The sequence below is a fragment of the Sphingobacterium sp. UBA7625 genome, assembly GCF_002484085.1.
Lineage (GTDB): Bacteria > Bacteroidota > Bacteroidia > Sphingobacteriales > Sphingobacteriaceae > Sphingobacterium > Sphingobacterium athyrii.
Map to the genome: position 1 here is coordinate 169,411 of NZ_DLJD01000014.1, position 16,297 is coordinate 185,707.

Annotated in this window: 13 protein-coding genes; 8 read left to right on the forward strand and 5 right to left on the reverse strand. The window is 41.9% G+C overall.

The features are described 5' to 3' along the window. Nucleotides 1-46 precede the first annotated feature (46 nt). Nucleotides 47-751: a TIGR00730 family Rossman fold protein gene (locus B4G94_RS05325; RefSeq protein WP_165309629.1), complete on the forward strand. Its 705-nt coding sequence runs from the start codon at nt 47-49 to the stop codon at nt 749-751. A 748-nt stretch (nt 752-1,499) separates the two neighbouring features. Here the strand turns inward: B4G94_RS05325 and B4G94_RS05330 are convergent. Next, a complete protein-coding gene (locus tag B4G94_RS05330) occupies nt 1,500-2,945 on the reverse strand; it encodes an exonuclease domain-containing protein (protein WP_286857587.1) in 1,446 nt (481 codons plus the stop codon). A gap of 200 nt (nt 2,946-3,145) precedes the next feature. On the opposite strand from B4G94_RS05330, the gene B4G94_RS05335 reads away from it, so the two are divergent. Continuing rightward, complete coding sequence (locus B4G94_RS05335; RefSeq protein WP_286857589.1) at nt 3,146-3,427, forward strand: GNAT family N-acetyltransferase; 282 nt, start codon at nt 3,146-3,148, stop codon at nt 3,425-3,427. Between the two features lie 106 nt (nt 3,428-3,533). Here B4G94_RS05335 and hutG read toward each other — a convergent pair whose 3' ends face one another. From hutG to hutH, 4 genes are read right to left on the reverse strand one after another with little or no spacing between them, the layout of a single operon-like run. Then, nucleotides 3,534-4,523, reverse strand: coding sequence for a formimidoylglutamase (hutG, locus tag B4G94_RS05340; RefSeq protein ID WP_286857590.1), 990 nt, complete (start codon nt 4,521-4,523; stop codon nt 3,534-3,536). Beyond that, entirely contained in the window at nt 4,523-6,541 is a 2,019-nt protein-coding gene (locus B4G94_RS05345) for a urocanate hydratase (protein WP_286857591.1), read from the reverse strand. Before B4G94_RS05345 ends, hutG begins: the two co-directional genes overlap by 1 nt. Further along, nucleotides 6,538-7,791 carry an imidazolonepropionase gene (gene hutI, locus B4G94_RS05350; protein ID WP_286857593.1) on the reverse strand — a complete coding sequence of 418 codons (1,254 nt, stop codon included), beginning with the start codon at nt 7,789-7,791 and terminating at the stop codon, nt 6,538-6,540. Before hutI ends, B4G94_RS05345 begins: the two co-directional genes overlap by 4 nt. 12 nt (nt 7,792-7,803) lie before the next feature. Beyond that, nucleotides 7,804-9,366, reverse strand: coding sequence for a histidine ammonia-lyase (hutH, locus tag B4G94_RS05355; RefSeq protein WP_286857595.1), 1,563 nt, complete (start codon nt 9,364-9,366; stop codon nt 7,804-7,806). A 76-nt stretch (nt 9,367-9,442) separates the two neighbouring features. Between hutH and B4G94_RS05360 the strand changes: the two genes are divergently transcribed. The 6 genes from B4G94_RS05360 to B4G94_RS05385 all read left to right on the forward strand — a co-directional run bounded on the left by B4G94_RS05360 (nt 9,443) and on the right by B4G94_RS05385 (nt 16,233). Continuing rightward, the gene (locus B4G94_RS05360) at nt 9,443-10,357 is read left to right on the forward strand and encodes a LysR family transcriptional regulator (protein WP_286857596.1); all 915 of its coding nucleotides are present in this window, start codon (nt 9,443-9,445) and stop codon (nt 10,355-10,357) included. A gap of 63 nt (nt 10,358-10,420) precedes the next feature. Continuing rightward, nucleotides 10,421-10,711: an antibiotic biosynthesis monooxygenase family protein gene (locus tag B4G94_RS05365; protein ID WP_104382017.1), complete on the forward strand. Its 291-nt coding sequence runs from the start codon at nt 10,421-10,423 to the stop codon at nt 10,709-10,711. A gap of 108 nt (nt 10,712-10,819) precedes the next feature. Further along, a complete protein-coding gene (locus tag B4G94_RS05370; RefSeq protein ID WP_108631822.1) occupies nt 10,820-11,326 on the forward strand; it encodes an S-ribosylhomocysteine lyase in 507 nt (168 codons plus the stop codon). Then, nucleotides 11,327-11,971 carry a hypothetical protein gene (locus B4G94_RS05375; RefSeq protein ID WP_108631823.1) on the forward strand — a complete coding sequence of 215 codons (645 nt, stop codon included), beginning with the start codon at nt 11,327-11,329 and terminating at the stop codon, nt 11,969-11,971. It abuts the gene before it with no gap. 264 nt (nt 11,972-12,235) lie between these two features. Continuing rightward, on the forward strand, nt 12,236-14,422 hold the full coding sequence (locus tag B4G94_RS05380) for a bifunctional alpha,alpha-trehalose-phosphate synthase (UDP-forming)/trehalose-phosphatase (protein WP_286857598.1): 2,187 nt from the start codon (nt 12,236-12,238) through the stop codon (nt 14,420-14,422). Next, nucleotides 14,419-16,233, forward strand: a complete 1,815-nt coding sequence (locus tag B4G94_RS05385; protein WP_286857599.1) for a glycoside hydrolase family 15 protein — start codon at nt 14,419-14,421, stop codon at nt 16,231-16,233. Before B4G94_RS05380 ends, B4G94_RS05385 begins: the two co-directional genes overlap by 4 nt. Nucleotides 16,234-16,297 lie beyond the last annotated feature (64 nt).

A 16,297-nucleotide genomic window follows, 5' to 3' on the forward strand; every position in this document is an offset into this window, starting at 1 on the left:
AAAAAAATGGGTTTTAGAAATTAAATGTATAACGTTATATATGGACATTACAAAAGAAGATAAAATTATCCGCGCTTTTGAGAACAAAACATGGCAGGAAATTAAGGTTAAAGATTCATGGCAGATTTTTAAAGTCATGTCAGAATTTGTGGACGGGTTTGAAAAATTGGCTAAAATTGGCCCCTGTGTATCCATATTTGGTTCGGCACGTACACCGCGTGAACACAAATATTATCAGATGGCGGTAGATATCGCTGCCCTACTCACTGAACGCGGTTATGGAATTATATCTGGAGGTGGACCGGGGATCATGGAAGCAGCGAATAAAGGTGCCTATGAGTCTGGCGGAAAATCCGTGGGCCTGAATATTGAATTGCCATTTGAACAGTTTCACAACAAATATATTGATCGGGATAAATTGCTTGAGTTCAAATACTTTTTTGTACGAAAAGTAATGTTTATGAAATACTCCCAAGGTTATATCGTTATGCCGGGGGGCTTTGGAACAATGGACGAACTCTTTGAAGCGATTACCTTGATTCAAACAGGTAAGATTGCACGCTTCCCTATCGTATTGGTAGGTTCAGAGTATTGGAAAGGCTTAATAGACTGGGTGCAAAATACCATGCTGCAAAACAAGTATATCAGTGAGGAAGATCTGAAACTTTTTCGCATTGTCGATACAGCGAAAGAAGCTGCCGACCATATTTTCCGTTTCTATGACAAGTATTTATTAAAACCAAACTTCTAAATAGTCAAAATATTATATCAAAATGAGGAGCACCCGAAAATCGGGTGCTCCTTTTTATTTTAATTTTCCTCTATTGTCAAGCTAGTTTTGGTCGGTCCGCGTTGTCTCTCAAAAGAATGGCATCTATATCGAAATCTTGATACAAGATCTTAAGCGAAGGTAAATACCACGGATAATCTATTGTTGTAGATTATGAATAATAAGAGACAAAAAAAGGGCCTAGGCCCTTTTATATATAAAGATATGGATAAGATATACCGTAGCTACTTTTAGAAAACGCCCCATATTTGTTTGCTAATTCCGCCATTACAGTATGCTGAGGCTAAAATAGAACAAATTAACTCTATAGAGAAAAAAACAAGAGGGGACAAAGGGGGGGACAAATCACAAAAAACTGAAAAACAAACAATTACTATTATCCAACAAAACATTAAAAAAGTACTTTTTAACTTATCATCGGATCCAGCCTAGAGCTACGGCCGCTGTATTCTGTATGAACAATAAAGAAAATTAGCTGCTAGACACAAAAAAGAAGACCTGAGGTTGGGAGCCCCAGGTCTTAACTAACCAATTATTAACCTAAATTATGAAAAGTCTTTTTATTATTCTATACAGGGAATATTTCAACTATCAGACCAAAAAAAAATGTCGGCTTCTATTTCACATTTTTTTAACAAATTACTGAGATTGTTATGACGAAGCGTGTTGCTAATGTTCAGTTTGGCAAATTATAGCATGCCATCCCCGACTAATGGAAGAGCCTGTCAGAAGTAATTTTGTCATAGTTACTGACAGGTTCCGCTGCAACAAGGCCCATAGGATTATTATTCATGAAATGTACCTTATTTGGATATCTTTCGGCCATCTGTCGTACCAGTTCCAACATATAATGATTGCTAGGATACACCTTAACCTCTGCTCTGATATCATCAAGGCAAGCAAACTGACCATACTGATGGATATAACCCATGCCATAAAATCGTCCATTTTCAATAACAATACAGCTTTTTTCTTCGACATTCCGACCCTGATCTATAAATACATAGGAAGGCCTCCGCTTCGACCATTCATCTATACAACGTTCTACACGCGTATTATGCAATTCACGGTCAGGCAACTCACCCCGAATTGCGGGTTTAATTGACAAACTGGCAGTGCCAAAATGACAAAACTGGGCATCAATTTCACCTTCTTTCATAAAGGATTGCAACAATTGAATAGCATCATATTCCCGCTGAAACAACTGAATACAGTCCTGAACGCGGTTCATTTTACCAATTGCCAAATGGAGGTAACCACTTTGGTCCTCATAAGAAAATAAGGCAAATTTTGGCTCATAACGTTTGAGTGCCCGATTATATTTAGGCCAAAGCCGTTTAATTTCAGCGCATTCCAGCAACAGGGACATAAGCTCCGTTCCACAGCGTTCATAACTGATGTGATAGATCTCTTTTAAAAAATTTTGCCGTTGTGCCTGAATATTGTTACCAGTGAAATGTGACGATACCCGCTTCTTGATGTTGACGGCTTTTCCCACATAGATTACTTTTCCATTTCTATCGTGAAAATAATATACTCCGGGAGCATCCGGGAGCTGCTCAAACTCCCTAAGATTTAAATGTGGTGGAAAACGCTGATCAATAGCCTTATGTTTGATCATTTCCTGAAGGACCTGAGCTGTATCCAATGCGCGGAGATACCCAAAAAGGATCGCTGTCGCATCCGCGTCACCGCCTGCACGATGCCGATTTTCAATCGGTATATCCAGATAATCACACAAACGGCCCAAACTATAAGATAATAGCCCGGGCTTGATCTTACGGGCATAACGCACTGTACATAATTTAATTGAAGACCATTCTATTCCTGCCTCCTGCAGTTGAAAACGAATAAAGGAGTAATCAAAATTGACATTGTGCGCAACGAAAACCCGATCTTTCAATAAAGCGTGAATATCCGAAGCAACATCCTCAAACATTGGCGCATCTTTAACCATGTCATTGTCGATGCCGGTCAACGCAAAAATAGAATTGGGAATTTCTATCCCCGGATTTACCAAAGTCTCCCAACGATGCAATACCCGATTACCATCGTGTATAACGATCGCAATTTCAGTGATCCGACTGGATTTTGCATTTCCGCCCGTGGTCTCAATATCCACAATGGCAAATTCTTGTTTTTTGCTTCGATTCATAGTCATTCTCAAAACAAATATACTAACATTTTTAGTAGAAGCATACTTTTTCTAAAGTTTATTAACGAAGGGAGTCTCCAACCTATGATCGTTTGGTCAATTTTCGGCAATATTCAGCAGAATCAACAGTACAGGAAGGTTGTTGATTTGAATTTGTTTATTTTGTAGCTACTTTTAGATAACACATTAAATCATAATCAATGGAAGTAATACATAAAAACGACGAAAAACATGGCAGTTTTGAGGTAGTAGATCAGGAAAAATCAGTCGCGCAAATGACATACACCTGGGCTGGTCCAACAAAGTTTATCATTGACCATACTGAAGTCAGCGAAAACTACACAGGTAAGGGATTAGGCAAGCAAATGTTAATGGCCGCAGTTGCTTTTGCCCGAAAAGAACATCTCAAAATTCTTCCCCTATGTCCTTATGCAAAATCTGTCTTTGACAAAGAGGCGGAATTAGCTGATGTGTTTTTTTAGTCCAAAGAGAAAACATAAAAAGCAGGTTAACCTATCATTGAAAGAGATAACCTGCTTTTATTATTTAGACAGACTTTCACTGAAACCTTTCTGCGGATATAATAGCTTAAAACCGTTCTAAAAACTTAAAAATAAGATTTGCTCCTAATTTAGCCGTGCGGACATCGATATCAAAATAAGGGTTTAATTCAGCAATATCCATCGACTTCAAATTGGGCAGTTCGATGATAGCACTGTACAAATCGAAAAATAATTCATCAGGAACGATACCATTGAAGGCTAGTGCACTTACACCGGGTGCATAGGGTGCTGCAAATGCATCCAGGTCAATGGTCAGGTATACATAGTCCACCTGACGGGCAAAGTCCCGTATCTGTCTCCGAAGCGCAGCCAGTCTGTCCGCGACTAAATCCTTTCGTTCAATAATCTGCGTTTGCTTAGATTTTGCATAGGCAATAAGACCTTTCGTATTGCTGATTTGCTGTATACCAATGGCCAAGTAGTGAAATGATTGCCCCTGGTTGCTGAGGTCTCTTTCGATCTGAAAAAATCCAGTCCCTGAATTCCCCTGTCCTGCGGAAATTTCGCGCATATCCAGATGTGCATCAATGTTAATAATCCCGATCCGATATTTCCTATCGTTCAAGAAGCGCTTAACTCCAAGATAATGACCGTAGGTTACCTCATGTCCCCCGCCCAAAACAATGGGGAATCCCCCGCCTTTAAGAATGGACGACAGCGCATCTCCAAGAACAGATTGCGAAGATTCCAAATCGCTATCTATTAACAGAATATCACCAGCATCCTTAAGTTTAAGTTCAGATGAAAAATGAGCTGGTAAATTTGCAAGTACATTCCTTATTGCGCTTGGTCCATCCTTCGCACCTACCCGCCCTTGGTTCCTACCTACACCTTCATCACTACAAAATCCCAAAAAAACCAGCGATTGACTCACATTGGGGTCAGCGGACAAATCTATACAGTCCATCAACTGATGCCAACGCATCCAGTCTCTTTCTTCGCCATCAACCCGCCCCTTCCATACGGTCTGGTCTCCACGGACATATAAGTCTTTGTGATTAAGTAAAGGATTCATCAGTCTTCATTAAACAATTCATCGATAATATCATCGTCTACGAGTTGCGCACGGGTAACCAACAGCGTGCTATTGCTCGCCATCGCATTGTCCAAGGCTTGGTTTGCCTCCTTATTACGGGCCCACGCACGCCTTGCAATACCATTATTTACATCAAAATACAACATTTTCTCCAATTTAACGTCAGCAGCAGCCGAACCGTCAAGCAGCATCCCAAACCCACCGTTGATAACTTCGCCCCATCCAACACCGCCACCATTATGGATAGATACCCAAGTTGCACCTCGAAAACTATCACCTATTACATTATGGATAGCCATATCAGCTGTAAACTGGCTACCGTCGTAGATGTTGCTTGTCTCCCGATAAGGGGAATCTGTCCCGCTGACGTCATGATGGTCACGTCCCAAAACGACCGGGCCTGCCAGGTGTCCTTTTCGGACAGCTTCGTTAAATGCTTTGGCAATCGCAATACGCCCGTTGGAATCTGCATACAGAATACGTGCCTGCGACCCGACAACCAATTTATTTTTGCCCGCCTCCTTGATCCATTGGATATTATCCAACATTTGTTGCTGGATCTCCTTTGGAGCAATGGCCTGAAGGGATGTCAATACATCCATCGCAAGCTGATCTGTCTTTTCCAGATCATTGGCCTCACCGGAGGTACAGACCCAACGAAATGGTCCAAAACCATAATCAAAGCACATCGGCCCCAAAATATCCTGAACATAAGAAGGATATCGGAACCCATCCCCTTCGGTGTCCAATATGGCAGCTCCGGCACGGCTGCTTTCCAGCAGAAATGCATTGCCATAGTCAAAGAAATATGTTCCTTTAGCGACGTGCTTATTGATCGCATCCACATGGCGAACCAATGTTGCCTGTACAAATTGTTTGAATTTATCAGGATCAGCAGCCATCAGCGCATTGGATTCGGCAAAAGATAATCCCATCGGATAATATCCACCGGACCAGGGATTGTGAAGCGAAGTCTGATCCGATCCGACAGTTACAAAGATATGCTCACGGTCAAACGCTTCCCAGACTTCCACGATATTACCGATGTAAGCAAAGGATATTGTCTGTTTTTGAATCATTGCTGCCCGAACCTGCTTCACCAACTGGGCTATATTTTCAACCAGCACATCTACCCATCCCTGCTCGTGTCGTTTTTTAGCTGCCGCGGGGTTAACCTCCGCGCATACAGTTATACAACCTGCTATATTACCAGCTTTCGGTTGGGCACCACTCATTCCCCCTAGCCCTGAGGTTAAAAATACCTTTCCTTGAATGGACTCTCCAGCAGGCAACTGCCGACGGAAAGCATTCATGACAGTAATCGTGGTCCCGTGAACAATTCCCTGTGGCCCAATATACATGTACGAACCAGCTGTCATCTGTCCATACTGTGTGACACCAAGCGCATTATAACGCTCCCAGTCATCCGGCTTGGAGTAATTGGGTATCATCATCCCATTACTGACCACAACGCGGGGAGCATGTTCGGATGATGGAAATAATCCCATAGGATGCCCGCTGTACATGTGTAGGGTCTGTTCATCGGTCATCTGAGACAGATAGTGCATTGTAAGCCGATATTGTGCCCAGTTCTGAAAAACAGCGCCATTACCGCCATAGGTAATCAGTTCATGGGGATGTTGGGCAACCGCAGGATCCAAATTATTCTGAATCATCAGCATAATGGCCGCCGCCTGTTTACTTTTTGCCGGATACGCATCTATTGGCCGCGCATGCATCGCATAGTCTGGTCTAAAACGATACATATAGATCCTGCCGTACTCCTTTAATTCTGTCAAAAACTCCGATGCCAGTTCAGCATGCCATGATTTCGGAAAGTAACGAAGGGCATTCCTCAAGGCCAGTTTTTCTTCTTTTTTCGAAAGAATGTCCTTGCGCCGTGGTGCATGACTTACCATAGCGTCACGTTCTATTTTGGGTGGCAGCTGGGAGGGAATGCCCTCTGCAACTACTCGACTAAATGTATTGTCCATCATCGTTCAGTTGAAAATACTTCCTTACCATTTTTCCATACAGCCGAAGGTTCCATACTTCCTTGGTAATAAGTTATATTTTGATAATTATCGGTCTGAAATAAAGTAAAATCCGCACGCATGCCCTTCATTAGCTTACCACGGTCATGTAGATTCAGGGCCTGTGCGGCGCGAAAAGTCAACGCTGATAAAACCTCGGCATTGCTTAGTTTTTCCATTGTAGCCAATATGCAGGCGCTGGTCAGCAATTGGCCGATTGGTGCAGAACCTGGGTTCCAGTCGCTCGCAATCGCCAGACATGCGCCGGCATCCAGCAGTTTTCGTGCCGGAGTGAAAGCACAACCAATGCCAATTGATGCGGCTGGCAATGCTACAGCAACTGTATCAGATTGCGCCAAAAACTTGATTTCAACTGCTGTGGATGCTTCTAAATGATCAGCGGATCGCGCTCCCAGTTCCACAGCAACTTGACTACCGGACGTACTAAACTGATCCGCGTGAACCGTCAGATCAAAGCCCATTTCTTTGGCACGTTGCAAATATGGCCTGATCGTTTCCGCATCAAATGCTGTCTTTTCGATAAAAGCATCCACGCGATTGGACAATTGTTGTGCTTTCAATTCCGGAAAGAGGGTTGCCTCCATGAGGTCAAGATAATCTTTTGCCGTCCCTTCATAGTCCCTGGGCAGCATATGCGCTGCCAGGCAGGTAGGAATCAAGTCTGCCGCAGCCACTTGATTTGCTTTTTTTATCGCACGCAATATCTTAAGTTCTTCTTCAACCTGAAGCCCATAACCACTTTTAACTTCAATAGTTGTAACCCCCTGTGCCAATAAAAATGCAGCACGGTCAGCAGTAAGCTCCGTCAAATCCTCCTCCGCGCAAGCCCTTGTATGGGTGACAGTGCTCCAAATTCCGCCACCAGCTTCCGCAATTTCAAGATACGAAGAACCGGCATTTCGAAGTGCGAAATCATTTGCCCGCTGTCCCGCATAACTGATATGAGTATGACAGTCAACAAAACCGGGCACTGCAACCTGATCACCTTCAAGGCGAATAAGAACTGCTTTATCCTGCCATTTTTGGCACAGAAAATCAAAGTCACCGACCTCTTGAACAAGTTCACCTTCGATCAAAATTCCCGCCTGTTCAATAACCTGCAGTTTCGCATCCTTTACGGCGCCCTTCAACGGAATATTGTCCATTGTCAATAATTGCCTGAACGGACCTATCAGTTTTAAATCTTTTTCCATTTTCATGTAAGGCTAAAATGTTTCAAAACGTTCTACGAGCTCCATCGTTATGGCTTTCTGTGGATTGCTTTGACGGCGTAAGCTAATCAGCTCGCCTGATTTGACCAATTCCAATGCACTGCTCAACAAAGCTTCCATTGGCTGGTCGGATTCAATATGTGGAATAAACTGGCGTATGCGTCCATGAACAGCTTCCAATGCCGGAGTGGACTGCAGCGGGTGATGATAATCCTTCGCCTGTGCAGCACATAATAGTTCGACGCTCAGGATTTTATCCACATTATCTATGACTTGAAGCAGCTTTCTACCGGAAATAGAGCCCATACTCACATGATCTTCCTGCCCCAGCGATGTCGGTATGCTGTCTGCGCTAGCAGGAAAACATAAGCCTTTATTTTCACTTGCTATGGCAGCTGTACTGTACTGGAGAATCATAAAACCAGAATTGAGTCCTGTCGATTTCATCAACAATTTCGGAACCCCATTGGTTTGCCCTTCTAAGGATAAATAAACCCGACGGTCTGATATATTGCCTATTTCAGAAACTGCCAGCGTAGCATAATCCAAAGGCAAGGCAATGGACTGTCCATGGAAACTACCGCCACTGATCGTCAATTCATCGTTTATAATAACGGGGTTGTCCGTTACCGAATTGATTTCTAATTCGATCGTATCCTTTAGATGAAGCCAGGCATTACGTGAAGCGCCATGCACCTGTGGGATACAACGTAAAGAATAGGGATCCTGAACGCGCGAACAATCTTTATGACTTTCTAAAATAGCCGACCCGTAAAGTAAAGCATGGATATTTGAAGCCACATAACGGTTCCCCGAATGTGGGCGAAGCTCATGCAGTTCGGAAAAGAAGGGTTTTATCGAGCCATTTAAGCCTTCAATCATCAATGCAGCAATGATATCTGCATTTTGAAGTACCCTATTGAATTCACTTACGGCTTTGACGCCATGCGCAGCCATAAATTGTGTCCCATTGATCAATGCCAGTCCCTCTTTAGCCCCCAATTGAACTGGTGCAAGATTATGTTTCGCTAAAATTGCTTCCGTTGCATAAATCTCCCCATTGACGCTAACCTTGCCAAGGCCGATCAAAGGCAGAAAAAGATGGGACAACGGGGCCAGATCACCCGAGGCGCCGACGGAACCCTGCTTGGGAACAACAGGAACGACATCCTGTTCAATATGCCAGATAATACGTTCTATGGTACTGTACTGTACCCCAGAGAAACCCTTTGCCAATGCATGAACTTTCAATATCAACATCACTTTAGCCAGGTCATTAGCGATAGGTTCACCCATTCCAACAGCATGACTCTTCAGAATATTTTCTTGCAATAACTGCGTTTGATCCGCGTCAATTAAAGTCGTACAGAGCGGACCAAAACCTGTGTTAATGCCATATACAACTTGCCCACGTTCGACAATCTGTCGCACATAAGCGGCACTTCTATCGATATTTGCTTTCACTTCTGCCGAGATCTCTCCCTTAATATCCCCTTTTGCTATTGCTAAAGCAATGGAGCAAGTCAAATGTCCACTGCCGTATAAAAATTTTTCCATCGTTATTAAGCTTTTATCAAATTTAGCCGCTATATTTAATAATTAGAAATACCATTTTTATCATCAATTGATAACCATGAATTATCAGACAGAACTCAGACACCTTCTTTACTTCAAAGTGTTAGCCGAAGAGCTGCATTTCAGAAAAGCTGCGGAAAGGCTATTTATCGCCCAGCCAGGGCTGAGCCGGCAGATCAAGCAGCTGGAGGAGAATTACCGTGTAACGCTATTGGAACGGAACAAACGACATGTATCACTGACCGAAGCAGGCAATTATCTCTTTGAAGAAGTGAAAGAATTGTTTAGGCATTTAGATCAGATTGAGACCCAGCTCCAGAGCTTGGCCAATGGCAGGATCAGCACACTAAAACTGGGGTTCATCGGCTCAGCAGTACAGACAATATTACCACAATTACTGATCAACCTCAAACAAAAACAACCGGATATTGAGCTATCCCTACATGAACTTGCCAATGAAACACAATTGGACCTGATTCAAAAGAAGGAACTTGATTTTGGCTTTGTCCGTCTTTCCGATACGCCCATAGGACTACATAGCCTTCCTATCTATACGGAACATTTTAGCCTTGTATTACCAAAAAACCATCCATTATTAATACAGAAAAAACCAAATCTGTACGCGCTAAAGAATGAATCGTTTATCCTATTTTCGAAAAATTACAGCCATTCCTATTACGATCTGGTCATGAGTATTTTCCGGGATCATCAGTTTACACCGAAAGTTACCTTGCGTACCGTAAACGCATTAACAATATTTAATATGGTGGCTCAGGGACTGGGTGTCGCCATTGTTCCCGCTTCCTTAAAGAATGGTTATCAGGTTGACGTCTGTTTCCTGGAACTGGACAGCTTGCCCCAACGAACGACGCTTTCCCTGGCCTGGAATGCCGAAAACCGTAACCCCGGAATACCTTTTGTTTTGGATATTATCGCTTCCCAAAGCCCCGAAGCCATTATTGCTGAAACTTAGACTTTTTTTATCGTGGAAATATTTGATATATTTACTTAACTATATATTTTAAAAAAACAAATTATGATTTTAGAAGTAGCCGTACTACAAATTATCGAGGGACAACAGTCTAATTTCGAACGTGATTATAAAACTGCCTGCCAGTATATCAGCGCAAGCAAAGGATATATTACACATTCGCTCCGCAAATGCATAGAAAAGGATAATCAATACATTCTATTGGTTGAATGGGAAACATTAGAAGACCACACTGTCGGTTTCAGGGAGTCTGACTTGTTTAAAGAATGGGAAAAACTATTGCATCACTATTATGATCCGTTCCCTACCGTAGAACATTATGAAGTGTTAAAATAGCTTTTTTATCCATCTTTTTTCAATAATATCTACTACCTTTGTAGAAATTTTAAATTCAACTTTTAACCCCTGTGAAGCCTACAGCTTTACAGTAATGCACAGAATAAGATGTATACAAAAGAAAAAGCAAAAGTAAATAGTTTCACGGTAGACCACACCAAGTTGAAACAAGGGATATATGCCAAGGCTTCCAATACCAATAACAGCAACATTGAAAGCTACACGACATACGATATCCGCATGATCAGACCGAATTCTCCGGAACGTATGTTGTCTCCGGAGGTGATGCACACTTTGGAGCACTGTTTTGCAACGGAAATTAGGACAATCTTAGGTGACGAAGTGATCTATGTTGGACCAATGGGCTGTTGTACGGGATTTTATGTAGTCTTAGCAGGCACAGACAGAAGCCCTCAAGCAGTTGCCGAATTGATGAAAGAAGTACTCGAAACGATTTTGACAGCGGGTTATGAGGTACCTTTTCAAAATCCGATCAGTTGCGGAAACTACACGTTTATGGATTTCGATTCCTCAAAACAAGCCTGTGTCAATTTCTTACATTTGATCAATGCTGGAGAACTCGCTTTCGAATACCCTTATATTGAAGAAAACTAAATGATCCTTAACAAAGAGATTGAAACAATCATTCTGGTAGCAAATAAAAATGAATTATCTTTTACTACCGACAATAAATCGACCATCATCTATGAAATAGGTGTTGGGAAAGTGAACGCACTCTTATCTGTGGCAACGCTATATGAGGAGATCAAGGCACTAGGTATTACCCCGGTTCTACTCAATGTCGGCACAGTCGGATGTACACGGCACCCAATCGGTCACGTACTGTATCCAAATTACTATGCCCAAGGCGACGCTTATACTGATGGATTCTTTTTGGAAAATACGCTTTTATTAAAGGGGCAGGGTTCAATAGAATCTGTTTCCGGGGCGGAGTTTAATTATGCGGACGCCCTATTGACATCAGATCGTTTTATCAATGTAAATACAGCATTCTATCAAGATATTAAGCACCTGAATCCTTTGGCTTTTGATATGGAAGCTTACGCACTTGCAAATTTTTGTTTTCTCAAAAATCTCTCTTTTCATAGTGTCAAAATTGTTTCAGACAACTGCGATGGTACCGTAAAAGACTGGGAAAGCATTCTTGGTGAAATTTCCGGTCGATTGGGAAAAATATTGGATGAGTTTGTGAATGACCGACTCCACAAAGAAAAAATAAGTATACCTAGTATTTCATAATAGTGAATACACAGAAAAGACTTAAAGCGCTTGCTTTAGGTCTTTTTTTTTACCCTTCCACACCCTATTGAAAGATCAAAACAGGTCAAGATCTGCGCTGCATAAATTTCTCATTCCACATCAACGTAAAAAATTAAAATCGCGATTATTTGAATTATTCTAAACTATTTCTGGCCATGGCTTGTTCATATAACTAGATTAGGTACCCATCGTTATATTTATTATAACTCTTCTACACTGCAAATAAATCGATCTAATACTTTTATGAAGAATAAAAAGAAAATAATAATTTCAAATAGGCTGCCGATACAAATAGAACGAAAAAAAGACAAACTCATCATCAAACCAAGTACTGGCGGTTTGGCCACCGGCTTGAATTCTGCGTTTGATTCCAGCGAAATCCTCTGGGTAGGCTGGCCGGGAATAGTTCCCAAGGATGATGCTGAAAAGGAGAAAATCACCGAATTGCTCAAACCGATGAACCTGCTGCCGGTTTTCCTTTCAAAAGAAGAAATCCGAAATTTTTATGAGGGTTACTCCAATGAGGTCCTCTGGCCGATCTGCCACTACCAGCCGAGTTATATACACTTTGATCGGGAATACTGGTCCACTTATGTAGCGGTCAATAAAAAATTTTGCGAAACGGCACTATCCATACCGCAATCTCCAGATTTTATTTGGGTACAGGATTACCAGCTTATGCTGCTCCCGCAACTTTTACGTCAGGAAAACAAGGAACTCAATATTGGCTATTTCCATCATATACCTTTCCCTTCAGAAGAGCTTTTTATGAATATCCCACAACGGAAGGAACTGATTGAGGGGCTCTTGGGAGCTGATCTCGTTGGCTTTCATACATTTGCAGATAGTCAAAACTTTCTGAACTCCTGCAAGAAAATATTAAATGTCCCCTGTGGTCACAATCAGCTCAAACACAAAGACAGGCATATATTCATCGAATCTTTTCCAATGGGGATTGACTACGATAAGTTTGTACATGCCAGCTCCCTTCCGGAGGTAAATGCCATCGCGACGCAATTTCGCAGTCATTTTCCCGATCAGAAAATAATCATATCTGTAGATCGGCTGGATTATAGTAAGGGAATATTAGAAAGATTACGTGCTTTTCTCACTTTCCTGGAAAAATATCCGGAATCACATTCAAAAGTTGTATTGTATATGCTTATTGTTCCTTCCAGAGATAAAGTATCACAGTATAAGAAACTAAAAGATGAAATCAATCGAAAAGTAAGCGAGATAAACTCCATATATGGTAATCTAAGCTGGACTCCGGTACTTTATTTTTATAAATCTCTTCCATTTGAAGAACTTATAGGTCTATATCTGGCATCAGACATTTGTATGGTTACCTCGACGAGGGATGGCATGAATCTCGTGAGTAAGGAATATATTGCCAGCAACACCCGTAGCAACGGGGTATTGATCCTCAGTGAATTTGCAGGTGCTTCAAAGGAGTTGGTCGATTCACTCATCGTCAACCCTTATAATCGGACGGAAACTGCCGACAGCATCTATCAGGCACTTAAAATGTCCCCCGAGGAGATTCACGAGCGCTCAGAAGCCAACCGTCAAATTATACAGAAATTTAATGTGCAGCACTGGGTCCGTTTGTTTATCAGCCGCTTGGCGGAAACAAAAGCGATACAACGTGATGAATGGGCACGACGAATTTCCGACAAGGTATTTAGCAGTATTGCCGAACGTTACCGAAAAAGCCACAACAGGCTGTTTTTTTTAGATTACGACGGTACACTCGTCAAATTTCAAAATCATGCTCAGAAGGCAAGTCCTACCGTCCTCCTATACAATTTGCTGGATAGTATAATCGCTGATCCGCTCAATACGCTCGTCATCATCAGCGGTCGTGCACAGGAAAGTCTGTCCACTTGGTTCGATGGACGTTCCTATTATCTGGTTGCGGAACATGGAATCTGGTCCAATTTTCCAAATTTCAACTGGGCTTATAAAAAAGGACTAGCCCTCCACTGGATGCCGGAAGTCAAAAAAATCATGGAGAAACTCGCCGATCAGACTCCAGGCGCCTATATAGAAGCCAAACCGTATTCCCTGGCATGGCATTATCGTAAAGTGGAACTTGGACTCGGAGAACTTAAAGCTGCAGAATTGAAAGAAATTTTAAATCCGATGTTGAATGACTATGGGCTGCAGCTTCTCGATGGAAATGCCGTTATTGAAGTAAAAAATACTGAGGTCAACAAAGGAAAGGCGGCATTAGAAATTGCCGGTCATATCAAAGCTGATTTCCTCTTGGCGATCGGAGACGATATCACCGATGAAGATCTTTTTAAGTATTTACCACAATCAACTATCAGTATCAAAGTGGGCAGTAATAAATCCGCAGCAAAATATTATTTAGATCAACAGGAAGATGTACTTCAATTTTTAAATCAACTTATTATAAAACAATGAAGGAAAATACAACAGTAGACAGACATATTTATCAAACCGGTATCATCGGCAATTGTTCCTATATTGCTCATGTAGGCATCGACAGTAACATATCTTGGTTATGTTGGCCGTCCTTCGAAGATAGTTTTATATTTGGCGGTCTATTGGATAAAAGTCAGGGAGGGCGTTTTATCATAAAGCCAGAAGAGGATATTGTTGAAACCAAACAATATTATATCAAAAACTCCAATATACTCTGCACGGAAGTCCATACCGCATCCTTTGCTTATCGCATTACGGATTTTGCGCCGCGGTTTGAACAATTCGGACGCTATTTTAAACCTCTGATGTTAATCCGCAAAATAGAACCGCTAAGAGGCGCCCCAAGCGTCAATATCCAATGCCAGCCGACTGGAAACTACGGTCGGAATACCTTAAAACCTACGCGGGGAAGCAATCATATTCTGTACAGTAGCGCTGAAATTGGCGAACGGATACGCTTGACGACAGACGTGCCCATCTCCCATTTTTTTCAGGATGACAACTGGACGATTATTAATGAAAACAAATATCTTATATTGACCTATGATGCAGCTTTCGAATCTGCCATTGCAGGTACCTGTGAGGATTTCCTTCAAAAAACATTGGGGTACTGGCAACGCTGGATAAAACATTGCAGTATTCCAAATATCTACCAAAAAGAAGTGATCCGTTCGGCACTGGTGCTCAAATTGCACCAATATGAAGATACGGGTGCAATTATCGCCGCTTCGACCACGAGTCTCCCCGAATTTCCAGGCTCCGGAAGAAATTGGGACTATCGCTACTGTTGGGTACGCGACAGCTATTATGTCTTGACCGCATTGACACATATTGGTCAATTTGAAGAAATGGAAAGCTTTGCGAATTATATCGCCGGCATTACGCATCATAACCCAGGAAGGCTGCAACCCTTATATGGTATACTCGGAAATTCGGAACTCACCGAACACATCCTTCCCTATTTAGATGGCTATCAAGACAGTGGTCCGGTCCGTATTGGCAATCAAGCGTTTGAACATATCCAAAACGATGTATATGGCCAAGCCATGATTGCCCTACTCCCCTTATTTACAGATCAACGCTTTAAAATCCACGAGAACAAAAATGTATTGGGTTGGGTAAATTTTATTCTGGAAAAAATTGAGGCAACCATAGATGAGAAAGACGCCGGAATATGGGAGTTCCGAAATTTTGCCAACCATCACTGCTATTCCAATCTTTTCCAATGGGTAGGCTGTAAAGCGGCGCTACTTATTGCCCGTCAAAACGGCTATCAGGATATGGAACAGCGCGCAACTGTACTCCTCGAAAAAGCAGCCGCATATATCGAGGCTTGTTATGACGAAGAAAGAAAGGTGTACCAAAATGCTTTGGATAGCAAAAATTTAGATGCCAGTACCCTGCAATTAATTGTCATGGACTACTTAAATCCTAAATCCACACGCGCACGGCAACATCTTGAAGCGCTGGAGAAAGAACTTAAAGGGGAAAATGGACTCTTTTACCGTTACAAACACCAAGATGATTTCGGTAAACCCAAGTCTACTTTTTTAGTTTGCGCATTTTGGTATGTAGAAGCGCTAGCTTGCGTGGGAAGAGTCGAAGAAGCAAAAGAAATTCTGGAAAAATTGCTTACTTATAGTAATCATCTGGGACTGTTTAGCGAAGATGTCACTGAAAATAATGGTAGCCAATGGGGTAATTTTCCACAGGCCTATAGTCATGTAGGCTTAATGAATGCGGTGTATCGACTCGCCATTAAATTGGACAAACCAATCTTCTCATTATAAAAAACAAAAATGCGGTCAATAACTAATTGACCGCATTTCTTCTCATATGTAAGTTTAAAACGTA